This window comes from Sulfuricella sp. T08, assembly GCF_000971475.1.
Classification (GTDB): domain Bacteria; phylum Pseudomonadota; class Gammaproteobacteria; order Burkholderiales; family Sulfuricellaceae; genus Sulfuricella.
In genome coordinates this window covers 1-21,115 of record NZ_DF967523.1, presented here as the reverse complement: position 1 = coordinate 21,115, position 21,115 = coordinate 1, and the positions used below count along the sequence as shown (strand labels likewise).

17 protein-coding genes are annotated in these 21,115 nt (G+C 57.1%); 10 read left to right on the top strand and 7 right to left on the bottom strand.

Annotated features, from left to right (window positions below; genetic code table 11):
* Window positions 1-71 precede the first annotated feature (71 nt).
* From rpmE to SCT_RS01815, 3 genes are all read left to right on the top strand, one after another.
* Window positions 72-275 carry a 50S ribosomal protein L31 gene (rpmE, locus tag SCT_RS01825; protein ID WP_059418379.1) on the top strand — a complete coding sequence of 68 codons (204 nt, stop codon included), beginning with the start codon at window positions 72-74 and terminating at the stop codon, window positions 273-275.
* A 76-nt stretch (window positions 276-351) separates the two neighbouring features.
* Window positions 352-1,806: a M48 family metalloprotease gene (locus tag SCT_RS01820; protein ID WP_059418376.1), complete on the top strand. Its 1,455-nt coding sequence runs from the start codon at window positions 352-354 to the stop codon at window positions 1,804-1,806.
* Between the two features lie 23 nt (window positions 1,807-1,829).
* Window positions 1,830-3,485 carry a glycosyltransferase family 39 protein gene (locus SCT_RS01815; RefSeq protein ID WP_059418374.1) on the top strand — a complete coding sequence of 552 codons (1,656 nt, stop codon included), beginning with the start codon at window positions 1,830-1,832 and terminating at the stop codon, window positions 3,483-3,485.
* 10 nt (window positions 3,486-3,495) lie between these two features.
* Here the strand turns inward: SCT_RS01815 and SCT_RS01810 are convergent, their stop codons facing one another.
* Window positions 3,496-4,446: a PA2778 family cysteine peptidase gene (locus tag SCT_RS01810; protein ID WP_059418372.1), complete on the bottom strand. Its 951-nt coding sequence runs from the start codon at window positions 4,444-4,446 to the stop codon at window positions 3,496-3,498.
* A gap of 9 nt (window positions 4,447-4,455) precedes the next feature.
* Window positions 4,456-4,851, bottom strand: a complete 396-nt coding sequence (locus SCT_RS01805; RefSeq protein WP_059418370.1) for a PA2779 family protein — start codon at window positions 4,849-4,851, stop codon at window positions 4,456-4,458.
* Between the two features lie 172 nt (window positions 4,852-5,023).
* Between SCT_RS01805 and mobA the strand changes: the two genes are divergently transcribed.
* Window positions 5,024-5,626: a molybdenum cofactor guanylyltransferase MobA gene (gene mobA, locus SCT_RS01800; RefSeq protein WP_059418368.1), complete on the top strand. Its 603-nt coding sequence runs from the start codon at window positions 5,024-5,026 to the stop codon at window positions 5,624-5,626.
* Window positions 5,627-5,736: 110 nt separating this feature from the next.
* Here mobA and pbpG read toward each other — a convergent pair whose 3' ends face one another.
* The gene (pbpG, locus tag SCT_RS01795; protein ID WP_082098140.1) at window positions 5,737-6,654 is read right to left on the bottom strand and encodes a D-alanyl-D-alanine endopeptidase; all 918 of its coding nucleotides are present in this window, start codon (window positions 6,652-6,654) and stop codon (window positions 5,737-5,739) included.
* A gap of 238 nt (window positions 6,655-6,892) precedes the next feature.
* Here pbpG and SCT_RS01790 point away from each other — a divergent pair, with 238 nt between their 5' ends.
* Window positions 6,893-7,108, top strand: a complete 216-nt coding sequence (locus SCT_RS01790) for a hypothetical protein (RefSeq protein ID WP_059418365.1) — start codon at window positions 6,893-6,895, stop codon at window positions 7,106-7,108.
* A gap of 4 nt (window positions 7,109-7,112) precedes the next feature.
* Here the strand turns inward: SCT_RS01790 and icd are convergent, their stop codons facing one another.
* Window positions 7,113-8,351 carry an NADP-dependent isocitrate dehydrogenase gene (icd, locus tag SCT_RS01785; RefSeq protein ID WP_059418363.1) on the bottom strand — a complete coding sequence of 413 codons (1,239 nt, stop codon included), beginning with the start codon at window positions 8,349-8,351 and terminating at the stop codon, window positions 7,113-7,115.
* 25 nt (window positions 8,352-8,376) lie between these two features.
* On the opposite strand from icd, the gene SCT_RS01780 reads away from it, so the two are divergent.
* Both SCT_RS01780 and SCT_RS01775 read left to right on the top strand, forming a co-directional pair.
* A complete protein-coding gene (locus tag SCT_RS01780; RefSeq protein ID WP_059418579.1) occupies window positions 8,377-8,919 on the top strand; it encodes an rRNA large subunit pseudouridine synthase E in 543 nt (180 codons plus the stop codon).
* A gap of 125 nt (window positions 8,920-9,044) precedes the next feature.
* A complete protein-coding gene (locus SCT_RS01775; RefSeq protein WP_059418361.1) occupies window positions 9,045-9,272 on the top strand; it encodes a hypothetical protein in 228 nt (75 codons plus the stop codon).
* Window positions 9,273-9,419: 147 nt separating this feature from the next.
* On the opposite strand, the gene SCT_RS01770 is transcribed toward SCT_RS01775, so the two are convergent.
* From SCT_RS01770 to SCT_RS01760, 3 genes are all read right to left on the bottom strand, one after another.
* A complete protein-coding gene (locus SCT_RS01770; protein WP_059418359.1) occupies window positions 9,420-11,660 on the bottom strand; it encodes a bifunctional diguanylate cyclase/phosphodiesterase in 2,241 nt (746 codons plus the stop codon).
* Window positions 11,661-12,129: 469 nt separating this feature from the next.
* Window positions 12,130-12,603: a DUF1854 domain-containing protein gene (locus tag SCT_RS01765; protein WP_059418358.1), complete on the bottom strand. Its 474-nt coding sequence runs from the start codon at window positions 12,601-12,603 to the stop codon at window positions 12,130-12,132.
* Window positions 12,600-14,900 (bottom strand): ABC transporter ATP-binding protein, encoded by a 2,301-nt coding sequence (locus tag SCT_RS01760; protein ID WP_371257722.1) that lies wholly within the window; start codon window positions 14,898-14,900, stop codon window positions 12,600-12,602. The genes SCT_RS01765 and SCT_RS01760 overlap by 4 nt, the downstream gene beginning before the upstream one ends.
* A 270-nt stretch (window positions 14,901-15,170) precedes the next feature.
* Here SCT_RS01760 and SCT_RS01755 point away from each other — a divergent pair, with 270 nt between their 5' ends.
* The 3 genes from SCT_RS01755 (at window position 15,171) to cphA (SCT_RS01745) (ending at window position 21,006) form a co-directional block, all read left to right on the top strand.
* Window positions 15,171-15,653, top strand: a complete 483-nt coding sequence (locus SCT_RS01755; RefSeq protein ID WP_059418352.1) for a surface-adhesin E family protein — start codon at window positions 15,171-15,173, stop codon at window positions 15,651-15,653.
* 570 nt (window positions 15,654-16,223) lie between these two features.
* The gene (gene cphA, locus SCT_RS01750) at window positions 16,224-18,383 is read left to right on the top strand and encodes a cyanophycin synthetase (protein ID WP_059418342.1); all 2,160 of its coding nucleotides are present in this window, start codon (window positions 16,224-16,226) and stop codon (window positions 18,381-18,383) included.
* Between the two features lie 58 nt (window positions 18,384-18,441).
* Window positions 18,442-21,006: a cyanophycin synthetase gene (gene cphA / locus SCT_RS01745; RefSeq protein ID WP_059418337.1), complete on the top strand. Its 2,565-nt coding sequence runs from the start codon at window positions 18,442-18,444 to the stop codon at window positions 21,004-21,006.
* Window positions 21,007-21,115: the final 109 nt, after the last annotated feature.

Here is a 21,115-nt window from a genome sequence, read left to right as displayed (position 1 = left end):
TTTAGAGGATAATCCCTCTTTTTCAAGAATTCGGCCCTAAAAAAAGCCGCCAGATTCCAAGGATTTAAGCCATGAAACCGGAAATTCACCCAGAATATAACGAAATCGAAGTGACTTGCAGCTGCGGCGAAAAGTTCAAGACTCGTTCGACCATGAACAAATCGCTGGGCATTGAAGTCTGCTCGATGTGCCACCCATTCTACACCGGCAAGCAGAAGACCATCGATACCGCTGGCCGCGTCGAAAAATTCCGCCAGAAATACGGCATGAAGTAAGCTTCGACGCTACGCAGCAACATAAAGGCAGCTTGAGGCTGCCTTTTTTGTTTATGGTTAGCTAAAATAAATCGTGATGAGATTCACGCTCGCCTCCAGATTGTTTGCCGGTCTGCTCTGCCTGGGACTGCTCGCCAACTGTGCCGTCAACCCGGTTACAGGACGGCAGAATTTCGTCATGATGTCCGAAAGCGAAGAAGTCCGCACCGGCCAGAAGGGCGACGAGGAAGTCCGCAAGGAATACGGCGTTTACGACAACCCCACCCTGCAGCGCTACGTCAACGAAGTCGGCCAGCACCTCGCGCAGAAAAGCCACCGCGGCAACCTGGAGTACCACTTCACCGTGGTAGACAGCCCGGAAATCAACGCCTTCGCCCTGCCCGGCGGCTATATCTACATCACCCGCGGCATCATGGCTTATCTCAACTCCGAAGCCGAACTCGCCGCCGTGCTGGGACATGAAATTGGCCACGTCACTGCGCGCCACAGCGTGCAGCAGTACAGCGCCTCGATGGCCGCCAGTATCGGCGTGGCGCTGGGCTCTGTCCTGGTGCCGGAATTGCGCGGCGGCGCTCAGGATCTGCTCAGCCTGCTCGGCAACGCATTGCTTTCAGGCTATGGACGCGACCACGAACTGGAAGCGGACCGCCTCGGTGCAGAATACCTGGCGCGCGCCGGCTACGATCCACAGGCGATGGTAAAGGTGGTCGGCGTCCTCAAGAACCAGGAACTGTTCGATGCTGAAATTGCGCGCGGAGAAGGCCGCGAACCGAGGCGCTACCACGGCCTGTTCGCCTCCCACCCCGACAACGATACCCGGCTCAAGGAAGTCGTCGGCGAGGCCAACCGTTTTGTCCAGCAAACTCAATCCGACAGCCGCCAGGCCGCCTATCTGACTCAGATCAACGGACTGGTTTTCGGCGACAGCCCCAGCCAAGGCATCGTCCGCGACAACCGGTTCCTGCATGACGGCTTGGGATTCGGACTGAATTTCCCGCCCAACTGGAAAATCAAAAACAGCCCCGACAAGATTATCGCCCTCAGCCCGGAAAACGACGTGCTCATCGAATTGGTACTGGCTGGCCCCGCACGCGGCACGCCGGCAGATTTTTTGCGCCGCAATATCCGGCTGGACGCCGGCAACGAACTGGATACCACCCCGATCAACGGCCTGCCCGCCGCCATCATGAGCGGGATACGCCAAGGCAAACCGGTCAAGGCCGGCGTGATCTTTTTCCGGGATCAGGCCTTTGTCCTGGTTGCTACCGCAAAAAACCCGGCCGCCTATAACCATCACCGCGCGGCAATATCATCCGCTATCGACAGCTTTCACGCCCTGCAGGATTCCGAGCGTAAACTGGCGAAGCCCACACTCATACACACCCGCACCGCCAAAAAAGGGGAAACCTTCGCCAGCCTGGCGCGCCTGTCCCCACTCGGCAAGAATGCCGAGGGCTACCTGCGCCTGATGAATCACGCCTATCCCAGCGGTGAGCCGCAGGCAGGGCAACCACTTAAAACGGTTGAATAGCCGCCGACACTATCTGACACTCCATGAGCCAACCCACAAACTTGACCAACTCCAGCAGCCGTTCAACCTTCTTCCTGCTTGCCATCCTCTGCCTGGCCTGGATACTGCCCGGCCTGATCGGCCATCAGCCATGGAAACCTGATGAAGCCTACAGCTTCGGACTGATATACCATATTCTCCAAAGCGGCGACTGGATCGTACCGACCCTGGGTGGCGAGCCATTCATGGAAAAGCCGCCGCTGTATTACATCACTGCGGCGCTATTCGGAAAAATATTCTCCTTCGCGCTCCCTGTGCATGACGCAGCGCGCCTGACCACCGGCTTTTTCATGGCGATCGCGTTGCTGCTCACCGGGTTGACCGGCAGAGAACTGTGGGGCAAGAGTCATGGCCGCCTCGCTGTACTCATCCTGATCGGCTGCCTGGGGCTGCTGATCCGTGGCCATGAAATGATCACCGACACCGCCTTGCTGGCCGGATTTGCAATGGCCATCTATGGCTTGGCGCTGAGTCGCAGGAGATTAGCACTGGCAGGTTTCTGGCTCGGCACGGGGACCGGTATCGGCTTCATGGCCAAGGGTCTGATCGCACCCGGAATCATCGGGCTGACAGCCCTGATTTTGCCGCTCGTATTCCGCCACTGGCGCAGCCGGGATTACGCGCTGTGCCTTGCAATCGCCTTCCTCTCGGCAGTCCCATGGCTCACCATATGGCCGATCCTGCTGTATCTGCGCTCGCCGGAACTGTTCCGGGAATGGTTCTGGATCAACAACCTGGGGAGATTTCTGGGATTTGCCAAACTCGGCCCTGGCAGCGATCACTTGCATTACTTAAAAATCCTGCCCTGGTTCGCCTGGCCAGCCCTGCCGATTGCGCTGTGGACACTGTGGCAGGGACGACGCACCGTCTTCGGTCAACCCGGGATTCAGCTTGTGCTCACCGCCTTTCTGGTGATGCTGGGGATATTCAGCCTGGCCTCCGACGCGCGCGAGCTGTATGCCCTGCCGATGCTGCTGCCACTCTCGCTGCTGGCCGCACCGGGCGTCAACACTTTACGCCGCGGCGCGGCCAGTGCGCTGAACTGGTTCAGCATCATGACCTTCGGCTTCATCGCTGGCGTGTTCTGGTTCTTCTGGTTCGCCATCATCTCTGGTCATCCTGTTAACCAGGCAGAACGTTTGCAAAGATTGCAACCGGGTTACATCCCGACTTTCGAACCGATGCACTTTGCCATTGCGCTATTGGCTACCCTTGCCTGGCTGTTCATCGTTTTCTGGGCCAGATCCCTGCCCCGCAATCCGCGCGCCGTTCTCAACTCGGCTACCGGCATCACGCTGGTGTGGGTGATCATAATGACACTAGCACTACCCTGGCTTGATGCCGGCAAAAGCTACCGTTCCATGATCGTCTCCATGCAGAAAGCCTTGCCCGCCCGCCACGCCTGCATTTCGAGCAGCAAATTGGGCGAGCCGCAACGCGCCATGCTGGAATATTACGCCGGCATTCTTACCCGACGCACGGAAACTCACAAGGGAATAACGTGTAATTTGCTGCTGGTGCAGGGCAGCGCCAAGAACCCGGAGACGCCTCCCGGCCCGGAATGGCACAAAATATGGGAAGGTAACCGACCCGGAGACAGATCGGAGCGCTATTGGCTGTTCCGGCGCAATCCGTCCTGAAACTTAGAGCCTATTTCCGCATCTTTTTTCTGATCTGATCCAGGGTATTTTTGGCGGCGCCCGACTCCGGACCACCCAGGAGGACGGCCTGATTTGCCAAGGCCAGGGCTTCAGGATAACGCTTTTGCTCGGCTAGCGCTTGGGCAAGGTTGTTGTAGGCAATGGCGGATTTCGGATGATCCCGCGTTGCCTGCAAATAAGCTTTTTCGGCGCGCTTCCAGTCGCCTTGGGCGTAGGCCGCATTGCCCAGGCCGATGCGGGCGGAAAGATTGCGCGGCCAGCGTTTAAGGGCCGCTTCATAGGCAGCTTCGGCACTTTTCGGCGGGGCTACCTTTTCCAAGGCCACTGCCGCGGCAACATAGGCAGCTTCAGTCGCGGTGCGCGGCATCCTGCCCGGTGGCAGCGCAAGCATCGCCCAGTAGCCGGCGCGCTCCCAGGTATGCTCAAATGTCGTAAAAGGCAGAACCTGCCGCCGCTCCAGGCCGGAACGCAGAACAATTTCCTCGCGCTTGAGGTCGTACCCCACCACCACCGCGTAATGCCAAACCGGATACCAGCTCAGCGCAACATTCTGCAACACGACCACCGGCGAACCGGCAGCCACTTCCGTCAGCAAATCGTCCAGCTTCGGCGCAAGCTCATAAGCCAAAAAACCATTACGCCGCGTGGCAGCCAGCATTTCGACTTGCAGGCTGCCCGCAAGTCCCGGCAGATACACTTGCGGGGTCAGGTCCTGCGGGGTCACTTTTGCGCCACCTGAGTTAAGCACCATGGCGAGTGACGCCGGACCGCACTGGTGGGTTTCCTGGGGATAGAACGGTACCTTGCTGAGTTCCACCTGCTGCGGCAACTGCCTGGAGTGCGTCTTGAGCAGCGCCTGAGTCTGCGGCGTAGCGCAGCCACCCAGCCAGATCAAAAAGAAAACGCCCGCGATCAGGCGGGCGCAGACTCGAAACAACATGGTTCGAATTTACTTGATAGAGCGAGTAAACGGAAACACTTTGGTAAACCCCAGAATATCCGTTACCAGCAGGATCACGAAAATGGTGAACAGTATCCCGATAATTTCCCCACCGGCAGGCATCGTGTCCAGTTTGCCGGCAACTTTCTGTACCTCTTCGTCGGTCAGTGCATCCACACGCGCTTTGGCGGTGTTAACATCGACTCCCTGAATCTGCAATTCCTTACGCACGTCTTCGCGGTCGAGAAAAGTACGGATACGCTCGCGCTCGGATTGGGACTGGGCGGACACGGCCACCTTATCCGTTCCCACCAGCCCGGCATGAGCCGACTGGAGTGGCAGGCCAAGTCCTAAAACACTGGCGATCAGCAAGCGGCTGGTCATGCGCATGAAACGTGAATTCATAATTTTTTCTCCAGTTAAATTTTGGGTGCAACTAACCAGCATATGTTACACAAAACCATTTTTCCCTATGGTTACCCTTTGTTAATCTTCAGCTTAGTCTCAATATATTCCCTGTCAACTAGGCGGCAGGCGAGAGACTTGCTAACATCCGTTCATTCCGGTTAACCATTTGATGAACAGGTCCGCAGTGCCTACCGATCGATTAAACATTAGTGCCGTCATTCTGGCCGGAGGCCGGGCTCGGCGCATGGGTGGCGTCGACAAGGGGCTGGCGCTTCTGAACGGCCGCCCCTTGGTCGCCTGGGTACTGGAACGCATTGCGCCACAGGTCGATGAGCTGTTCATCAGCGCCAACCGCAACTTCGACCAATACCGCCTCTTCGGTCACCCGGCGCTACCTGATGTGTCCCCCGACTTTCAGGGACCGCTCGCCGGGCTGCTCCGCGGCATGACCGAATCCGCCCACCCGCTGATTCTAAGCGTGCCGTGCGACACCCCTTTTCTGCCTGGCGATCTGGTTGGGCGATTGTCTGTCGCGCTCGAGGAAAGCGGCGCAGACATTGCCATCCCGGTTTGCGGTGGGCAAATTCACCGTGCAGTTTGCCTGTGCCGGTGTAGCCTTCTGCCCGGCCTGGAAAATTTTCTCGCTCAGGGTGGTCGGCGGGTCGGGGAATGGCAATCCATGCTTCGGCGCGTCGAAGTGCCATTCAACGACGAACAGGCTTTTCTCAACCTCAACACCGCGGATGAACTAACCCGACTCGGCGCCCGATAAGGCGGCCACCCCAACGAGCATAGATTCAACTCGGATGGCAGGCATCTCTCTCCTGAAAATAAAAAAGGCCCGGCAGGATTTCTGCCGGGCCTTTTATTGAGATAACTTAACTAGCCATAGTGGCGCCTTGCAGCCTTGCTGCTTTCCATCCATTTCTTGATGCGCTGTGCATCAGCAATACGCGACAGTTTTCCCCACGAATCGAGCAGCACGATCACCATCGGCTTATTCGCGATATTCACCTGCATCACTAGGCAATGACCGGCCTCGTTAATAAAACCGGTTTTGGAAAGCCCGATCTCCCAGATTTTGTTTCGCACCAGCATGTTGGTGTTCTTGAACTGAACCCGGCGCGGTCCGCCGCGCATAGCCACATCATAGAAGCCTGTGGTGGTCATTTCACGGATCAGGGGATACGCATAAGCGGCGTTGACCATCTTGACCAGATCCTGCGCGGTCGAGGTATTACTGCTGTTGAGGCCGGTAGAATCGACAAACTGGGTGTGCAACATGCCAAGACTCGCGGCCTTGCGATTCATCGCAGAGACAAAGGCCGGGAGACCTCCGGGATAGACACGGCCCAAAGCCGCCGCCGCACGATTTTCGGAGGACATCAGCGCCAGTTGCAGAGCCAGTTGGCGACTAAGCGTCGTCCCGACCTGGATTCGTGAGTGCGTACCCTTCAACGAGTCCCTGTCTTCGCTACTGATAGTGATCTTTTCATCGAGGGGCAGTTTTGCGTCCAGCACCACCATAGCTGTCATCAACTTGGTGATGGAGGCAATCGGCATGGGCGCATCGGCATTCTTACCGAACAACGTACGTCCGGTCTCCTGATCCACCACCATCGCCGACGACGATTTCAGATTAAGTCCGGAATTGCGGAAGGCGATTGGAGCTTCTTTGTTCGCGAGTTGGGCCTCGGCCTGGAGCGCAATACCTCCAGCCTGGTCCGCTTGGCTGATCTCGCCAGCTATTGTTGCGGATGCAATGAACCACGCGCATCCCACTACCCAATTTAATCGCATGCTTCCTCCTTGAAACCATGACTTTAATAACTTACTTTAAAGTGTAAACCAATTCAGAAAAAAATGTAAACCCAATTTCTACACATATTAGCTCATCCCCATAATTTATCTGGACAAAGAATAATTCAGAGCGCAATCGGCTTTCCATTTATCCAATTAAATTCCCTGGCATTTTCAATGCAACATGCTAATAATTAATATTGATAGTTTTTGCATTGCTTGAAGGGAGAAAATGTTAATGGAACCCGATCACCATGAGGTTTACGTCAATAAGAAATCCAGTCAAGCCGCTATATTGCTTGCACGACTGGAAATCCTGCGTGACGAATTGGGCATGGTGGGTGAAGATCTAATCAACTTACTGCGAAACGCAGGCGTTGTCCCGCTCGCCGAAACCGATTCAGAGCGCAGTGAAAAAGCCGGGGGCGGCTTAGAGCCTGCTTCCGCAGGCTAAAAGCTTACATCTGCTCGATCATCGCCTGCCCAAAAGTCGAACAGGAAACTTGGGTCGCGCCTTCCATCAGCCGAGCAAAGTCATAAGTGACCCGCTTGGCGAGAATCGCTTGCTCCATCGATTTGACGATCAAATCAGCCGCCTCGATCCATCCCATGTGGCGCAACATCATTTCCGCCGACAGGATAATAGAGCCGGGGTTGACATAATCCTTGCCGGCGTATTTCGGTGCTGTACCGTGAGTCGCCTCGAACACCGCCACGCTGTCGGATAGATTGGCGCCCGGCGCAATGCCGATGCCGCCCACCTGTGCCGCCAGCGCATCGGAAATGTAGTCGCCATTCAGGTTCAAGGTGGCAATCACGTCGTAGTCCTCCGGCCGAAGCAGTATCTGCTGCAAAAATGCGTCGGCAATCACGTCCTTGATCACGATGCCATTCGGCAACTTCATCCATGGCCCGCCGTCCAGCAACTCGGCGCCAAATTCGCGCTGCGCCAGTTCGTAACCCCATTTTTTGAAGCCGCCCTCGGTGAACTTCATGATGTTGCCCTTGTGTACCAGGGTTACCGAACTGCGTTTATTGTCGATGGCGTACTGGATCGCCTTGCGTACCAGCCTCTGTGTACCCTCGATCGATACCGGCTTGATGCCGATCGAAGAGGTATCAGGAAAACGGATTTTCTTCACGCCCATTTCCTGCTGCAGGAACTGGATAACTTTTTTTACTTCCGGCGAGCCGGCTTCCCATTCCACACCGGCGTAAATATCCTCGGTGTTTTCGCGGAAGATCACCATATCGGTCTTTTCCGGCGCCTTTACCGGGCTCGGGACGCCCTGAAAGTAAACCACCGGGCGCAGGCACACATACAGGTCGAGCATCTGGCGCAAGGCCACATTGAGCGAGCGGATACCGCCCGATACCGGCGTGGTCAAAGGCCCCTTGATGGAAACCACGTATTCTTTCAGCGCCTGTACCGTCTCATCCGGCAACCAGGTATCGGGATCATAGATCTTGGTGGCTTTCTCGCCGGCGTAGATTTCCATCCAGGCGATCTTGCGCTTGCCGCCATAGGACTTGTCCACCGCCGCATCCACTACCTTGCGCATCACCGGCGTGATATCCACACCAGTACCGTCACCCTCGATGAAGGGAATAATCGGATTGTCCGGAACATTCAGGGAGAAGTCGGCATTCACCGTGATTTTGCTGCCCTGTTGCGGCACTTGAAATTTTTGCGTCATGATTGCGTCCTATATAATGTTGTCCATGAGCCGACTTATCCTGTTCAACAAGCCCTACGGCGTCATCACCCAATTCAGCAGCGACGGCAAGCATGCCACGCTGAAAGAATTCATTCCCCTGCCCGGCGTTTATCCGGCAGGACGCCTGGACACCGACAGCGAAGGGTTGCTCATTTTAACCGATGACGGTCCTTTGCAACACCGCATTAGCGACCCCCGCCATAAATTGCCTAAAACCTATTGGGCTCAGGTAGAAGGCATTCCTGACGAAACCGCGCTGGAAAGTCTGCGCCGGGGAGTGGATCTGGGCGACTTCGTCACCCGTCCTGCCGAGGCCCGCCTCATTGATGAACCCCCGGACTTATGGCCACGCACGCCGCCCGTTCGCTTCCGCAAGCAGATTCCCACTAGCTGGATCGAACTCGTTATCCGGGAAGGCAAGAACCGGCAGGTGCGACGCATGACGGCGAAGGTCGGATTTCCCACCCTGCGCCTGATACGTCACCGTATCGGCGACTGGACGCTCACCGGCTTGGCGCAGGGTGAATGGCGTGAAATAACGGTTTAACCTCAATACTTGAAAAATTTTTTACCCTGCTGTCAACCACACCCCAAACCGGTCGTTATTGGATGTGACGCGCCATCGTGTCACTTGAATTTAAAACTTAACTAGTTAAATTAAAGGAATTAAAAATGAGCAAAATTCTGTCCGCACTGATCGCCGCTGCTTTCGCCGCTGTTACCTTCTCCGCTGTTGCTGCTGACGCTGCCGCTCCTGCCGCTGCTCCTGCTGCTGCCGAAGCGCCTAAGGCTGAAACCGCCAAGCCTGCCAAGAAAGCTAAAAAAACCCACAAAAAAGCCAAAAAAGCTAAAGCAGCTAAAGCTGACGCTGCAATGGAAGCGGCTCCTGCTGCCAAGTAATTCCGGCGCAAGCAACGAAAAAGGCGGGGGTTTCCCCGCCTTTTTTTATGGGATCTACGTTTTACCCCTGATTCAGATTCATCCAAAAAAATCAGGTTACCTACCCGCCCGCCTGGTGACTATAAACAGTCTTTCATGTCTTTACGGTTAATGAAGTGTGGTATTCAGGTTCATGAACTGCTCGAACTCGGCCAACGGCAATGCTCGGCTGAACAGATAACCTTGATGTATATGACAGCCGTTGAGGTTAAGAAAATCCTGCTGCGCCGCGGTTTCCACTCCCTCGGCAATGACGTTCAGCCCGAGCGCTTTCCCCATGGTGATAATAGTCTGCACAATCGCGGCACCATTCGGGTCAGAGCCAATGGCGCGGATAAACGACTGGTCGATCTTGATCTGGTCGAGCGGCAACCGCGTCAGGTAAGACAAAGACGAATAGCCGGTACCGAAGTCATCCATCGAGAAACCGATGCCGATGGCCTTGAGCGCCTGCATCTTGGTGATGGCGTCACCCACGTTGTCGAACATCAGGCTCTCGGACAGCTCGATCTTGAGGCGCGTCGGGTTGGCGCAGGTCGTCAAAAGCACCTGCTGTACCTGAGCAACAAAATCCTGTTGGTGAAACTGGCGTGCGCTGACATTGACGGCAATCTGCAGTTCGCGGGTGTGCGGACTGTTCTCCCAGGCCTTGATCTGGGCGCAAGCGGTTTCCAACACCCATAGGCCGATGGGCAGGACGAGACTGGTTTCCTCGGCAAGCGGAATGAACTCACCCGGCGCAACCAGCCCACGATCCGGGTGCACCCAGCGCAACAACGCCTCGGCGCCGACAAGGCCGTGCGTGCTTTCCATCTGTGGCTGGTAGTAAAGCTTCAACTGCTGGTGCTTCAGGGCTAGGCGCAGATCGGTCTCTAGCGCGCTGCGTTCATCCAGCGCAGTCTGCATGGCGGGGTCGAAGAAACGCAAGGTATTGCGCCCGGCGGTCTTGGAATGGTACATGGCGAGATCGGCATGCTTGAGCAGTTCCTCGACGCTCACATTATTGTTGCAGAATAGTCCTATCCCTATGCTGGTGGTGCATTGGTACTCGCCGCCCTTGAGGTGGTAGGGCCTGGCGAGATCTTCCTGCACCTTGTCCCCGACCAGCTTGGACTGTGCGGCCGCCTCTTCGGCCTCTCCACCCAGGCTTTCCAGCAACATCACGAACTCGTCGCCGCCCAGTCGTGCCACCATGTCGCTCTCGCGCAGGCAAGCGTGCAGGCGTTGCGCCACCTCGACCAGCAGCAGATCGCCGACATCGTGGCCGCGCGTATCGTTAAGCGCCTTGAAATTGTCCATATCCAGGAACAGGATCGCTCCGCAGTGGCCACTGCGGGCCGTAGCCGCCAGCGCCTGGGCCAGCCTGTCCTGCAGCAGACGGCGGTTGGGCAACTGGGTGAGCGGGTCGTAATAAGCCAAGCGGTGGATCTCGGCCTCCGCCTCAGGGTTCTGCGTGATATTGGAATAAGTGCTGACGTAGTGGGTGACGAGCCCATCGGGTGCGGTGACGGCGGAGATCGTCTGCCAATCAGCGTAAATCTTGCCGTTCTTGCGCCGGTTCCATATCTGGCCCTGCCAGTACTTCTTCTGCTTCAGGCTTTCCCACATGCGCTGGTAGTACGCTTGGTCGTGGCGACCGGATTTGAGCAGCGCTGGCGTTTTACCCACCGCTTCTTCCGCGCTGTAACCGGTCAGGCGGGTAAATGCCTGGTTGACCCGCACGATGACTCTGTTGGCGTCAGTCACCATCATTCCCTGTTGCGACTCGAAGGCGATGGCGGCAATGCGCAGTTCTTCCTCGACCTGCTTGCGCTCGGTGATGTCGGTCAACGCGATATGCACCACCGGCTCGGCACCGAATTTTTCCAGCCGCAGATAATCCAGTTGCGCGTGAAAGTGTGATCCGTCCGCACGCTGGAGCACCGCCTCACAACGTTCTTTGTTGCCACGTAGCATTACGCGCAGGAAATCCTGGCTCCAACGGTTGCGATCATCGCCAGTAACGAAGCGGGCAAAACGGCGGTGAATCAGCTTGCTACGCTCTTCCCCCAGCAATGCGGCGCCGCAGAGGTTGATTTCTGCGATCAGCGACTCGCTGGTAAGGGTGAGGTAGCCGACGGGGGCAAAGTCGTAAAGATTCACATAGCGGTCGCGGGATTCCTCCAGGGCGATCTGCGCCTTGCGCAAGGTCTCGTTCTGCATCTCCAGTTCGAGCTGGTGCACCTGGAGTTCGTGCAGGAGTTCCTCAACAGGACGGGCTGTTGGTTCTGTCGCCAGCCCGCCCGCCAGTCGTGCCTCAGCGGATGCCCTGAGCAGTTGAGGATCTTGCTCGGTCGGTTTCTTGCGCATCGCACCTCCTACCTACCCGTTACCTTAGCCCCATTAACCATGAGAGTAATTCGTGGCAAAAAGTTCCATTATTGACCAGTGAGCGCAGCCCTGGAGATCACAAAATTTTTACCTGTTAGACAAGATCTAACTATAGACCAGCTATGATTTATGGCAATGCCTCCATCACCAGCAGGATCATCCACCTTGCTGAAGATGTAGCAGGCATTGAACAACCTTCTCCACGGTCGCGGATCCTGCTGCCAAGTAATACCGACACAGGAAACGAAAAAAAGGCAGGGTTTCCCCCGCCTTTTTTATAGCCATCCTTTAATTCTTGAAAAAGCAGTCAACCCCCGATTAACAGGGATGAGTGCTGATATTTCATGGCGTTATAAAATTTTATCCGTTCACCGGTAAAGTGAATCAGCTCATGGGAGTAACAGCTTGAATGTTCTGCGTTAATCGGCAGTTAATCGCAGTTTACAGGTTAAAGGAAACGATCCAGCAGCTTGCGGCTGCTCTGATCCAGCGTCTGGAAATCCCGGATCAGGAAATGGATGCCGTTGCTGTCGGCGATAAGTAGCGTGGACGCGGCGAGGCGACGGATATCATCCTCCCCCTTGAGAATGAATGTGGTGGGGCCACGATCGGTTTCCACCTGCCATGTGCTGGGCGTGGCGAAGCTGGAGACGCGGCGGATACTGCGAATTTCCGGCATGAATTCCCGGCTTGCCAGCTCCTCCTCCAGAAGAACACGTGATTCGTCCGGCAAATCCGTCAGGCAATCGATCCAGGCCAGTTCGTGCCCGTCAATAGTGACCAGCGAAATCCCCTCCGCGGGAGCGGCGATGGGAAAGGCGTGTACGGGCACCACGCCATCATGAACTTCGCCATCCGCGCCGGTAAAAACCAGCCTGCCGAAAGTATTGCGGGTAAGCTTGAAATCAATGGTCTTGTTCATGCAACGCCCTCCTTGGTTGCGGGCTCGGCATTCCACACCTTGTCGTCCATATCAGTATCCACGTTGCGCGCTTGCGCCTGATAAAGGCGGAAATAGGCACCCTCGCTGGCCATCAGCTCGTCATGATTACCCACCTCGACAACCTGCCCGCGATCGAGCACCACCAGCCGGTCGGCGCGACGCAGGGTGGAGAGGCGGTGGGCAATGGCAATGGTGGTTCGTCCCTGAACCAGGTTATCCAGGGCTTTCTGGATTTCCTTTTCGGTCGTTGAATCGACTGACGAGGTGGCTTCATCGAGGATCAGAATACGCGGATCGATGAGCAGTGCCCGTGCAATGGAGATACGCTGGCGCTCGCCGCCCGACAGGGCTTGGCCACGCTCGCCGGCCAGGGAGTCATAGCCCTGCGGCAAACGCAGAATGAACTCGTGGGCGTGGGCAGCGCGGGCGGCAGCAACGATTTCCGCCCGGGTGGCGTCCGGCTTGCCATAGGCGATATTCTCGGCAATGGTACCGAAGAACAGGAAAGGTTCCTGCAGTACCAGACCGATATTGCGCCGATATTCGGAAACCGGAAGGGAGCGGATATCCACCCCGTCGACACGAATCGAACCCTCTGAAACGTCGTAAAAACGGCAAATCAGGTTGGCGAGTGTGCTCTTGCCCGACCCGCTATGCCCCACCAGACCGATCATCTCGCCGGGGGCGATGCTCAGGTCGACTCCACGAATGACCATCCGGTTGCCATAGCGAAAACCCGCGTTGCAAATCTCGATTCCCCCCTGCACCTGCTCAAGGTGAACCGGGGTGGCTGGCTCCGGAACGCTGGATACGTGATCGAGAATATCGAAAATGCGTTTTGCTCCGGCGGCGGCCTTCTGCGTCACCGAAACTATGCGGCTCATCGAGTCGAGCCGCGTATAGAAACGACTGATGTAGGCCAGGAAAGCAACCAGCACACCGACTGTGATCTCATTGCGCGAGACCAGCCAGATGCCGAACGCCCATACGACAAGCAGCCCGATTTCGGTCAGCAGGGTGACGGTAGGTGTGAACAATGACCATATCTTGTTGAGCCGATCATTCACCGCGAGGTTGTGCTGGTTGGCCTCGCGGAAGCGCGCCGCTTCACGCTTTTCCTGGGCAAAGGCCTTGACTACACGGATGCCGGGTATGGTATCGGCCAGCACGTTGGTCACCTCCGACCAGACCCGGTCGATCTTCTCGAAACCGGTGCGCAACTTGTCGCGCACCACATGGATCATCCAGGCGATGAAGGGCAGCGGAAGCAATGTCACCAGCGCCAGCCAGGGATTTATCGAGAACAGGATCGCCGCGGTCATGAGGATCATCAGCACGTCTGTGGCGAAGTCCAGCAAGTGTAGCGAAAGGAACACGCAGATGCGGTCAGTCTCGGAACCGACGCGGGTCATCAGGTCACCGGTGCGCTTGCCGCCGAAATACTCCAGGGAGAGCCGCATTAAGTGCTCGTAGGTGGTCGTGCGCAGGTCGGCCCCAATGCGCTCGCTCACCAGGGCGAGGATATAGGTACGTGCCCAGCCCAGACTCCATGCCACCAGTGCAGACCCCAGCAACCCCGCAAGCAGGAGTGCCACCACGCCGTAATCGATGGGGGCGCCGTTCTGGTAGGGGATCAGCACCTTGTCCATCAGCGGCATGGTCAGGTAAGGCGGCACCAGAGTGGCAGCAGTAGACGCCAGCGTCAGCAGAAAGCCGGCAAGCAACTGTCCGTTATAGGGCTTGGCAAATCGCCACAGTCGGAACAGGGTCCACGTCGAGGGAGGGACATGGATTTCCCTGGTGCAGATAGGGCACTCTTCCTGGTCCGGCAGGAGCGGCGCCTTGCAGCTGGGGCAGACCATTTCTGCCTGATGGCTGACGGGATGCCCGGCGAGAAAGCCGGCAAGCTGCTGCTCGAAGTGCTCAACCAGGCGCAATGCCGCAGTATTATGGCCAAGGGTGTAGCGCCAGCAGACGAGGCGCGTTTCGTCGTCATGCAGTTCAAGGCTGCCCACCCCGGCATGATCGTGGCGCTGCAGGGCAAGCCCATTCCGGTAAGTCCAGTCTCGCAATGCTGCCTCTTCACGACTCTTGGCAAGCACCCGACGGTTGGTCACGACGACAAGGCCCTGGGTAAAATGAAGGCGCACATCGAGATCAATCTCCAGCCACGCCAGGATCTCCTCTTGGTTGGCCAGCTGAGATTCCACCTCGGTGCGCCAGGCATCGGGCAAAGTTTTTCCGGTTGGCGCCGAAAGAGAGTGGATGTGTTTCACAAATCTACCTTGAATTTTTGTCTGAAAAATCATGACCTCAACCGGGGTCATGCTGGAACGAAGTTTACTTGCCTTGAAACCAAGAGTACAGCATCAGACATTCGACTGTTTTCAGGAGTCGTTGGGGGCTAGCGTCGCAAGAGGCGCACCGCGTTTTTCAGCATCAGACTGGACCGCGGCAGCTTAACCGGGATAGCATATTAGCGCAAAACAGATATGATATTTTTCTCTGCAAAGTTTGTGTTCTCTAAATACTTAAAATGGAACAACATGCAATTGACCACTTTGAATAATATTGAAAGACATGCTTTTCAGGCATATCCATTATTGCAGACAGCCAAACACCTGACGATGCTGTTAGCGCTCACCACCTGCTGCCCGGCGCATGCCGCGGAAGAATGGCTGACCATTCCAACCTCCTCCGACAACATCACCTTTTCCATCGACAAGGTTCATCTTGAACGTAGCGGCAAGGTGGTCAAATTTTGGGAAAAAATCGTTTACACCCAACCAATGGTCAAAGATGAAACTTCCGGCAAGATGATCAAGGAAAAGAAAATGCACCGCATCATGAATTGCGCGGAGCGGACCCAGGGCCTGCTCCACGGCGTAACTTACAGCGAACAAGGCAATTTCATCACCTCCCTCTCACTGGATGAAGACAAAACTCAGATGACTGCAATACCGTACAATACTGTGGCAGAAATAGAGTTTGAAATAGTCTGCGCAGACATCCCCAGCAAGCCAGATTAGCCGCCTACCCGAAAAAATGTTGACGGATCCCGATATTCCGTTTCTGGCGTTTTCGAAATAAATATCTGTTGATAAATAACGTAATCCAGCACATAAAACTGGTCGATGGCTGAAACCGGATAAGCAACAGTGGCATTTGCCACCCCCACCCCATTCTTACGCTCACGCCCATTGCCACACGATTTAAGTAAACCACCGGAAAACTTCAGTCTTAAACATCTAGCCGCAAGCGGGAGAATGGCGATGTGGATACGTTAATGAAAAAATCTCCTTCCCATTGTGGTAAACGGATTGCCGCATGCAGCGTTAATTTTCTAGTTGTTTTAAAATATCCTGTGACATACCTGACCTTAAGAGCCATCAAGGATTCGCACGCCATATGCCACTGAGCTACTTGAGCACGGCGCCCAATCCATACGGTGCCTTTTTGTTTATCCCAGAGCAGTTGCGAGCAACAACACAATATGCTCAAATCACTCTATCCTTCTGGGCTATCCCAAAAAATACGTCGGACCTGCCGCTCGGCCCGCCTATGGCTGGATCTACTGAGAGGCTTATAAAGTATTTTTTATGAAAAAGAATATCGAATTTCTCAAAATCGTGCCCCTGCGTGGACCGAATATATGGACATACCGTCCGGTACTCGAAGCATGGGTTGACATCGGAGACCTGGAAGACTCACCTTCCAATACCATCCCCGGTTTCTACGAGCGCCTGTCCTCATGGCTGCCCTCGCTGATCGAACACCGGTGTGGCGTTGGCGAGCGGGGGGGGTTCCTGCAGCGGGTGCGCGAAGGCACTTGGCCTGGACACATACTCGAGCATGTCACCCTGGAACTGCAGAACCTGGCGGGCATGCAGAGCGGTTTCGGGAAAGCACGCAGCACCTCGGTGCGGGGTGTTTATAAAGTCGTGGTAAGGTCACGCCATGAAGAAGTGAGCCGTGCCTGCCTGTATGCCGCTCGTGATCTCGTCATGGCGGCGATCGAAGATCGTCCGTTTGACATGCCCGCCACGGTCGCCCGCCTGCGGGATATGGCCGATTCCCTTTGCCTCGGCCCGAGCACGACGTGCATCGTCGATGCAGCCTCGGATCGACGCATTCCGGCTATCCGACTGACTGAAGGCAATCTGGTACAACTGGGCTACGGCGCCCGAAGCCGCCGCATCTGGACCGCTGAGACCGACCAGACCAGCGCCATTGCCGAAAGCATTTCTAGCGACAAGGATCTTACCAAGAATCTGCTTCAGGCTTGCGGAGTACCGGTTCCCGAAGGACGCATCGTCGATAGCCCGGAAGACGCGTGGGAGGCCGCCGAGGAGATTGGCGTTCCGGTCGTGGTCAAGCCCCGCGATGGCAACCATGGCCGCGGTGTTTCCACCGAACTGATGACACGTGAAGAGATCGAGGCCGCCTACAAACTGGCGCTCGACGAGGGCAGCGATGTCATCGTCGAGCGTTTCGTGCGCGGCAACGAACACCGGTTGCTGATCGTGGGCGGACGCCTGGCGGCAGCGGCTCGCGGGGAATCAGCCTCCGTGACAGGCGATGGCAGTTCGACCATCATCGAACTCATCGATACCCAGATCAATACCGACCCACGGCGCGGCACGACCGAGGATTACCCGCTCAATCTGGTTCGGGTAGATGAAGACCCGGCCGTCCGGCTCGAAATCACGCGCCAGGGCTTTACTCCTGACACCATACCGCCACTGGGCGCGGAAGTGATGATCCAACGTAACGGCAATGTCGCCTTCGACGTCACCGACCTCGTCCATCCAGATGTAGCTGCGACCGTCTGCCTCGCGGCCCGTATCGTGGGGCTGGATATTGCGGGGGTCGATCTGGTTGCCGAGGATATCTCGCGCCCCCTCGACGAGCAGCGGGGCGCAATTGTCGAAGTCAACGCGGGCCCCGGTCTGCTTATGCACCTCAAACCGGCGAGCGGCGAACCCCGTCCGATTGGCCGTGCAGTCGTCGACAGCCTGTTTTCCGAAGGCGAAAACGGTCGCATCCCCATAGTCGGCATCACCGGTACCAACGGAACCAATCTGGTCGCACGACTGGTAGCGTATCTGCTTCACCTCAGCGGCAAGCGCGTGGGCCTGGCGTGTCGTGACGGTCTCTATCATGATCAACGACTGGTTGAAAAAGGGAATCGTGCGAGTTGGGCAGCCGCTCGTAAAGTGCTGCTGAACCGGGTGGCTGAGGCAGCGGTGTTCGAGAATGGCAGCGATATGATACTCAGCGAGGGGCTGGCCTATGACCGATGCCAGGTCGGCGTCGTCACCGATATTGATCCAGCCCGGCACTTCGGAAAATATTACATTGAGACACCCGATCAGGTGTTCAACGTACTGCGCACCCAAGTCGACGTGGTGCTCCCGGACGGGGTGGCGGTGCTCAACGGCAACGACCCGATGACTGTGGAAATGGCGCCGCTATGTGATGGCGAAGTCATTTTCTTCGGCGCCAATCCTGATGTTCCGGCCATCACTGAGCACCTGACACGGGGGAAGCGAGCGGTGCTTGTGCGCGACACCTTCGTGACACTCGCTACGGGCAGTGAAGAAGTACGACTTGTCGAAGTGTCCGGCATCATGCTGGCAGACGCCGAAGTTGCCGGACTGCAGATCGAGAATGTTCTGGCGGCTGCCGGGGCGGCATGGGCACTCGGTCTGCCTCTGGAACTGATCCGCGCCGGAATCGAAACCTTTAGGCCGGACTAGGTCCGACCAATAAACATCCTACCGCGGCGAAGATGACCGGGTAACTTGGGGAAACAAAATGGAAGTATCACGCATCAGGGCGTTGCGCGGCCCCAATCTGTGGAGCAGGCGCACTGTAATCGAAGCCATTGTGACATGCCGTGAATGCCTGATTGGGGATATGCCCGACTTCGAAGCCAGACTGCGCGCACGGTTCCCGGAAATCGGCTCCTTGAAACCTGCTGGTCACGAAGAATCCATTCCCATGGCGCACGCCCTGGAGTTCGCCGCCCTTGGGCTGCAGGTGCAGGCGGGATGTCCGGTGACCTTCAGCCGCACTGCAGCAACGACTGAGGCAGACGTATTCCAGGTCGTGGTCGAATACAGTGAGGAGCAGGTAGGCCGGCTCGCATTCGAACTCGCTCAAACGCTTTGCTTCGCAGCAGCGAACGACACGCCCTTCGACCTCGCCGACGCACTGGCACGACTGCGCGAACTGGATGAGGACGAGCGCCTCGGGCCCAGCACCGGGGCCATCGTTCAGGCCGCGGTAACGCGCGGCATCCCTTATCGGCGCATGACGTCGGGCAGCATGGTGCAGCTCGGATGGGGCAGCCGGCAGCGCCGCATTCAGGCCGCCGAGACAGACCATACCAGTGCCATTTCCGAGGCCATCGCCCAGGACAAGGAACTGACCAAAATATTGCTCGATGCAGCCGGGGTTCCGATACCTCACGGACGACCCGTGTCGGATGCCGAGGACGCCTGGGTGGCAGCATGTGAAATCGGCGGCCCGGTGGTGATCAAACCCCAGGATGGCAATCAGGGCAAAGGCGTTGCCGTCAATATCGAGACCCATGAACGCGTACTGGCGGCCTATGCCGCCTCTGCCGAAGTCAGCTCCGAAATCATGGTTGAACGCTATATTCCCGGTTATGACTTCCGCCTGCTGGTGGTGGGAAATCATCTCGTCGCAGCGGCACGCCGCGACCCGCCCCAGGTGATTGGCGACGGCGTGCATACCGTCCGCGAACTCGTCGAGCAGGTCAACAGCGACCCCCTGCGCGGCGAAGGGCATTCAACCTCACTCACCAAAATCCACTTCGACGACATTGCCCTGGCGACACTAGCCAAGCAGGGCCACGCCGCAGATTCAGTACCCATGAAGGGTGCGCGCGTGATGCTGCGGAATAATGCAAACCTGAGCACGGGCGGATCAGCGACCGATGTAACCGACGACGTTCACCCGGAACTGGCGGCACGTGCAGTAGCAGCAGCCCAGATGATCGGACTCGACATCTGCGGAGTAGACGTAGTGTGTGACAGCGTGCACATGTCGCTTGAGGAACAAGGCGGTGCTGTCATTGAAGTCAACGCGGCTCCAGGCCTGCGCATGCACATCTCACCCTCGTTCGGCAAAGGACGTGCAGTCGGCGAAGCGATTATTGCCAGCATGTTCGCCGAAGGTGAAGATGGCCGCATACCGGTGGTGGCGGTTGCCGGTACCAATGGCAAAACGACAACCGTGCGCCTGATCTCTCACCTCCTCGGCGAAAAGGGATTGCGCGTCGGTATGACCAACTCGGACGGCGTCTACATCCAGGGGCGGCGTATCGATACCGGTGACTGCAGCGGCCCCAAGAGCGCCCGCACCGTGCTGCGCCACCCCGATGTCGATGCCGCGGTGCTCGAAACCGCACGTGGAGGCGTTTTGCGCGAGGGGCTGGCATTCGACCGCTGCAACGTGGCGGTAGTCACCAACATCGGCATGGGGGATCACCTCGGCCTCAGTTATATCAGCACGGTCGAGGATCTCGCCGTGGTGAAACGGGTCATCGTCGAAAACGTCGCACCTGGCGGCGTTGCGGTTCTCAACGCAGCAGACCCGATCGTGGCGAAGATGGCCGATGCCTGTCCAGGTTCGGTGACCTTCTTCACCAGCGACCGACATCATCCGGTCATGGCCACTCACCATGCGCGCGGCCTGCGCGTGGTGTACGTGGACGGAGACGCCATCGTGGCCGCCGAGGGCAGCTTCGAGCATCGCATCGCACTGGCGCAGATTCCTCTCACCCGGAATGGCTCGATCGGCTTCCAGGTCGAGAACGCGATGGCCGCGATTGCTGCTGGTTGGGCGCTGGGCCTGGACTGGAAAATTATCCACGCCGGCCTGGCCTCGTTTGTGAGCGATGCGGCAACCGTGCCTGGGCGCTTCAACCTGTTCGACTACAATGGCGCCACCCTGATCGCGGACTATGGACACAACCCGGATGCCATCCAGGCACTGGTGAAGGCCGTCGAACACATGCCGGCAAAGCGGCGCGTGGTTGTGATCAGCGGTGCGGGCGACCGGCGTAATGAAGATATTCGCCAGCAAACCCAGATTCTGGGAGAGGCTTTCGACACGGTGATTTTATATCAGGATCAATGCCAGCGTGGGCGGGCCGACGGTGAAGTGCTGGCGCTCCTTCAGCAGGGTCTGGAGCAAGCCAGCCGTGCCACTACGATCGAGGAAATCCGCGGTGAATTCCTGGCTATCGACACCGCCCTGGCGCGCCTGGAACCCGGCGACCTGTGCCTGATCCTCATCGACGAGGTAGATGCCGCACTAGCCCACATCGCGAAACGAGTCGCAGAAGACTGAGTTATGTAGGTTGGGTTAGGGAAGCCCTGAACAAGTTCCTGAACCTGTAAAATAGCGGACATCATCAATCGACTGAAATTGCCCATGAAACAACTCAGTTTTGCAGCCC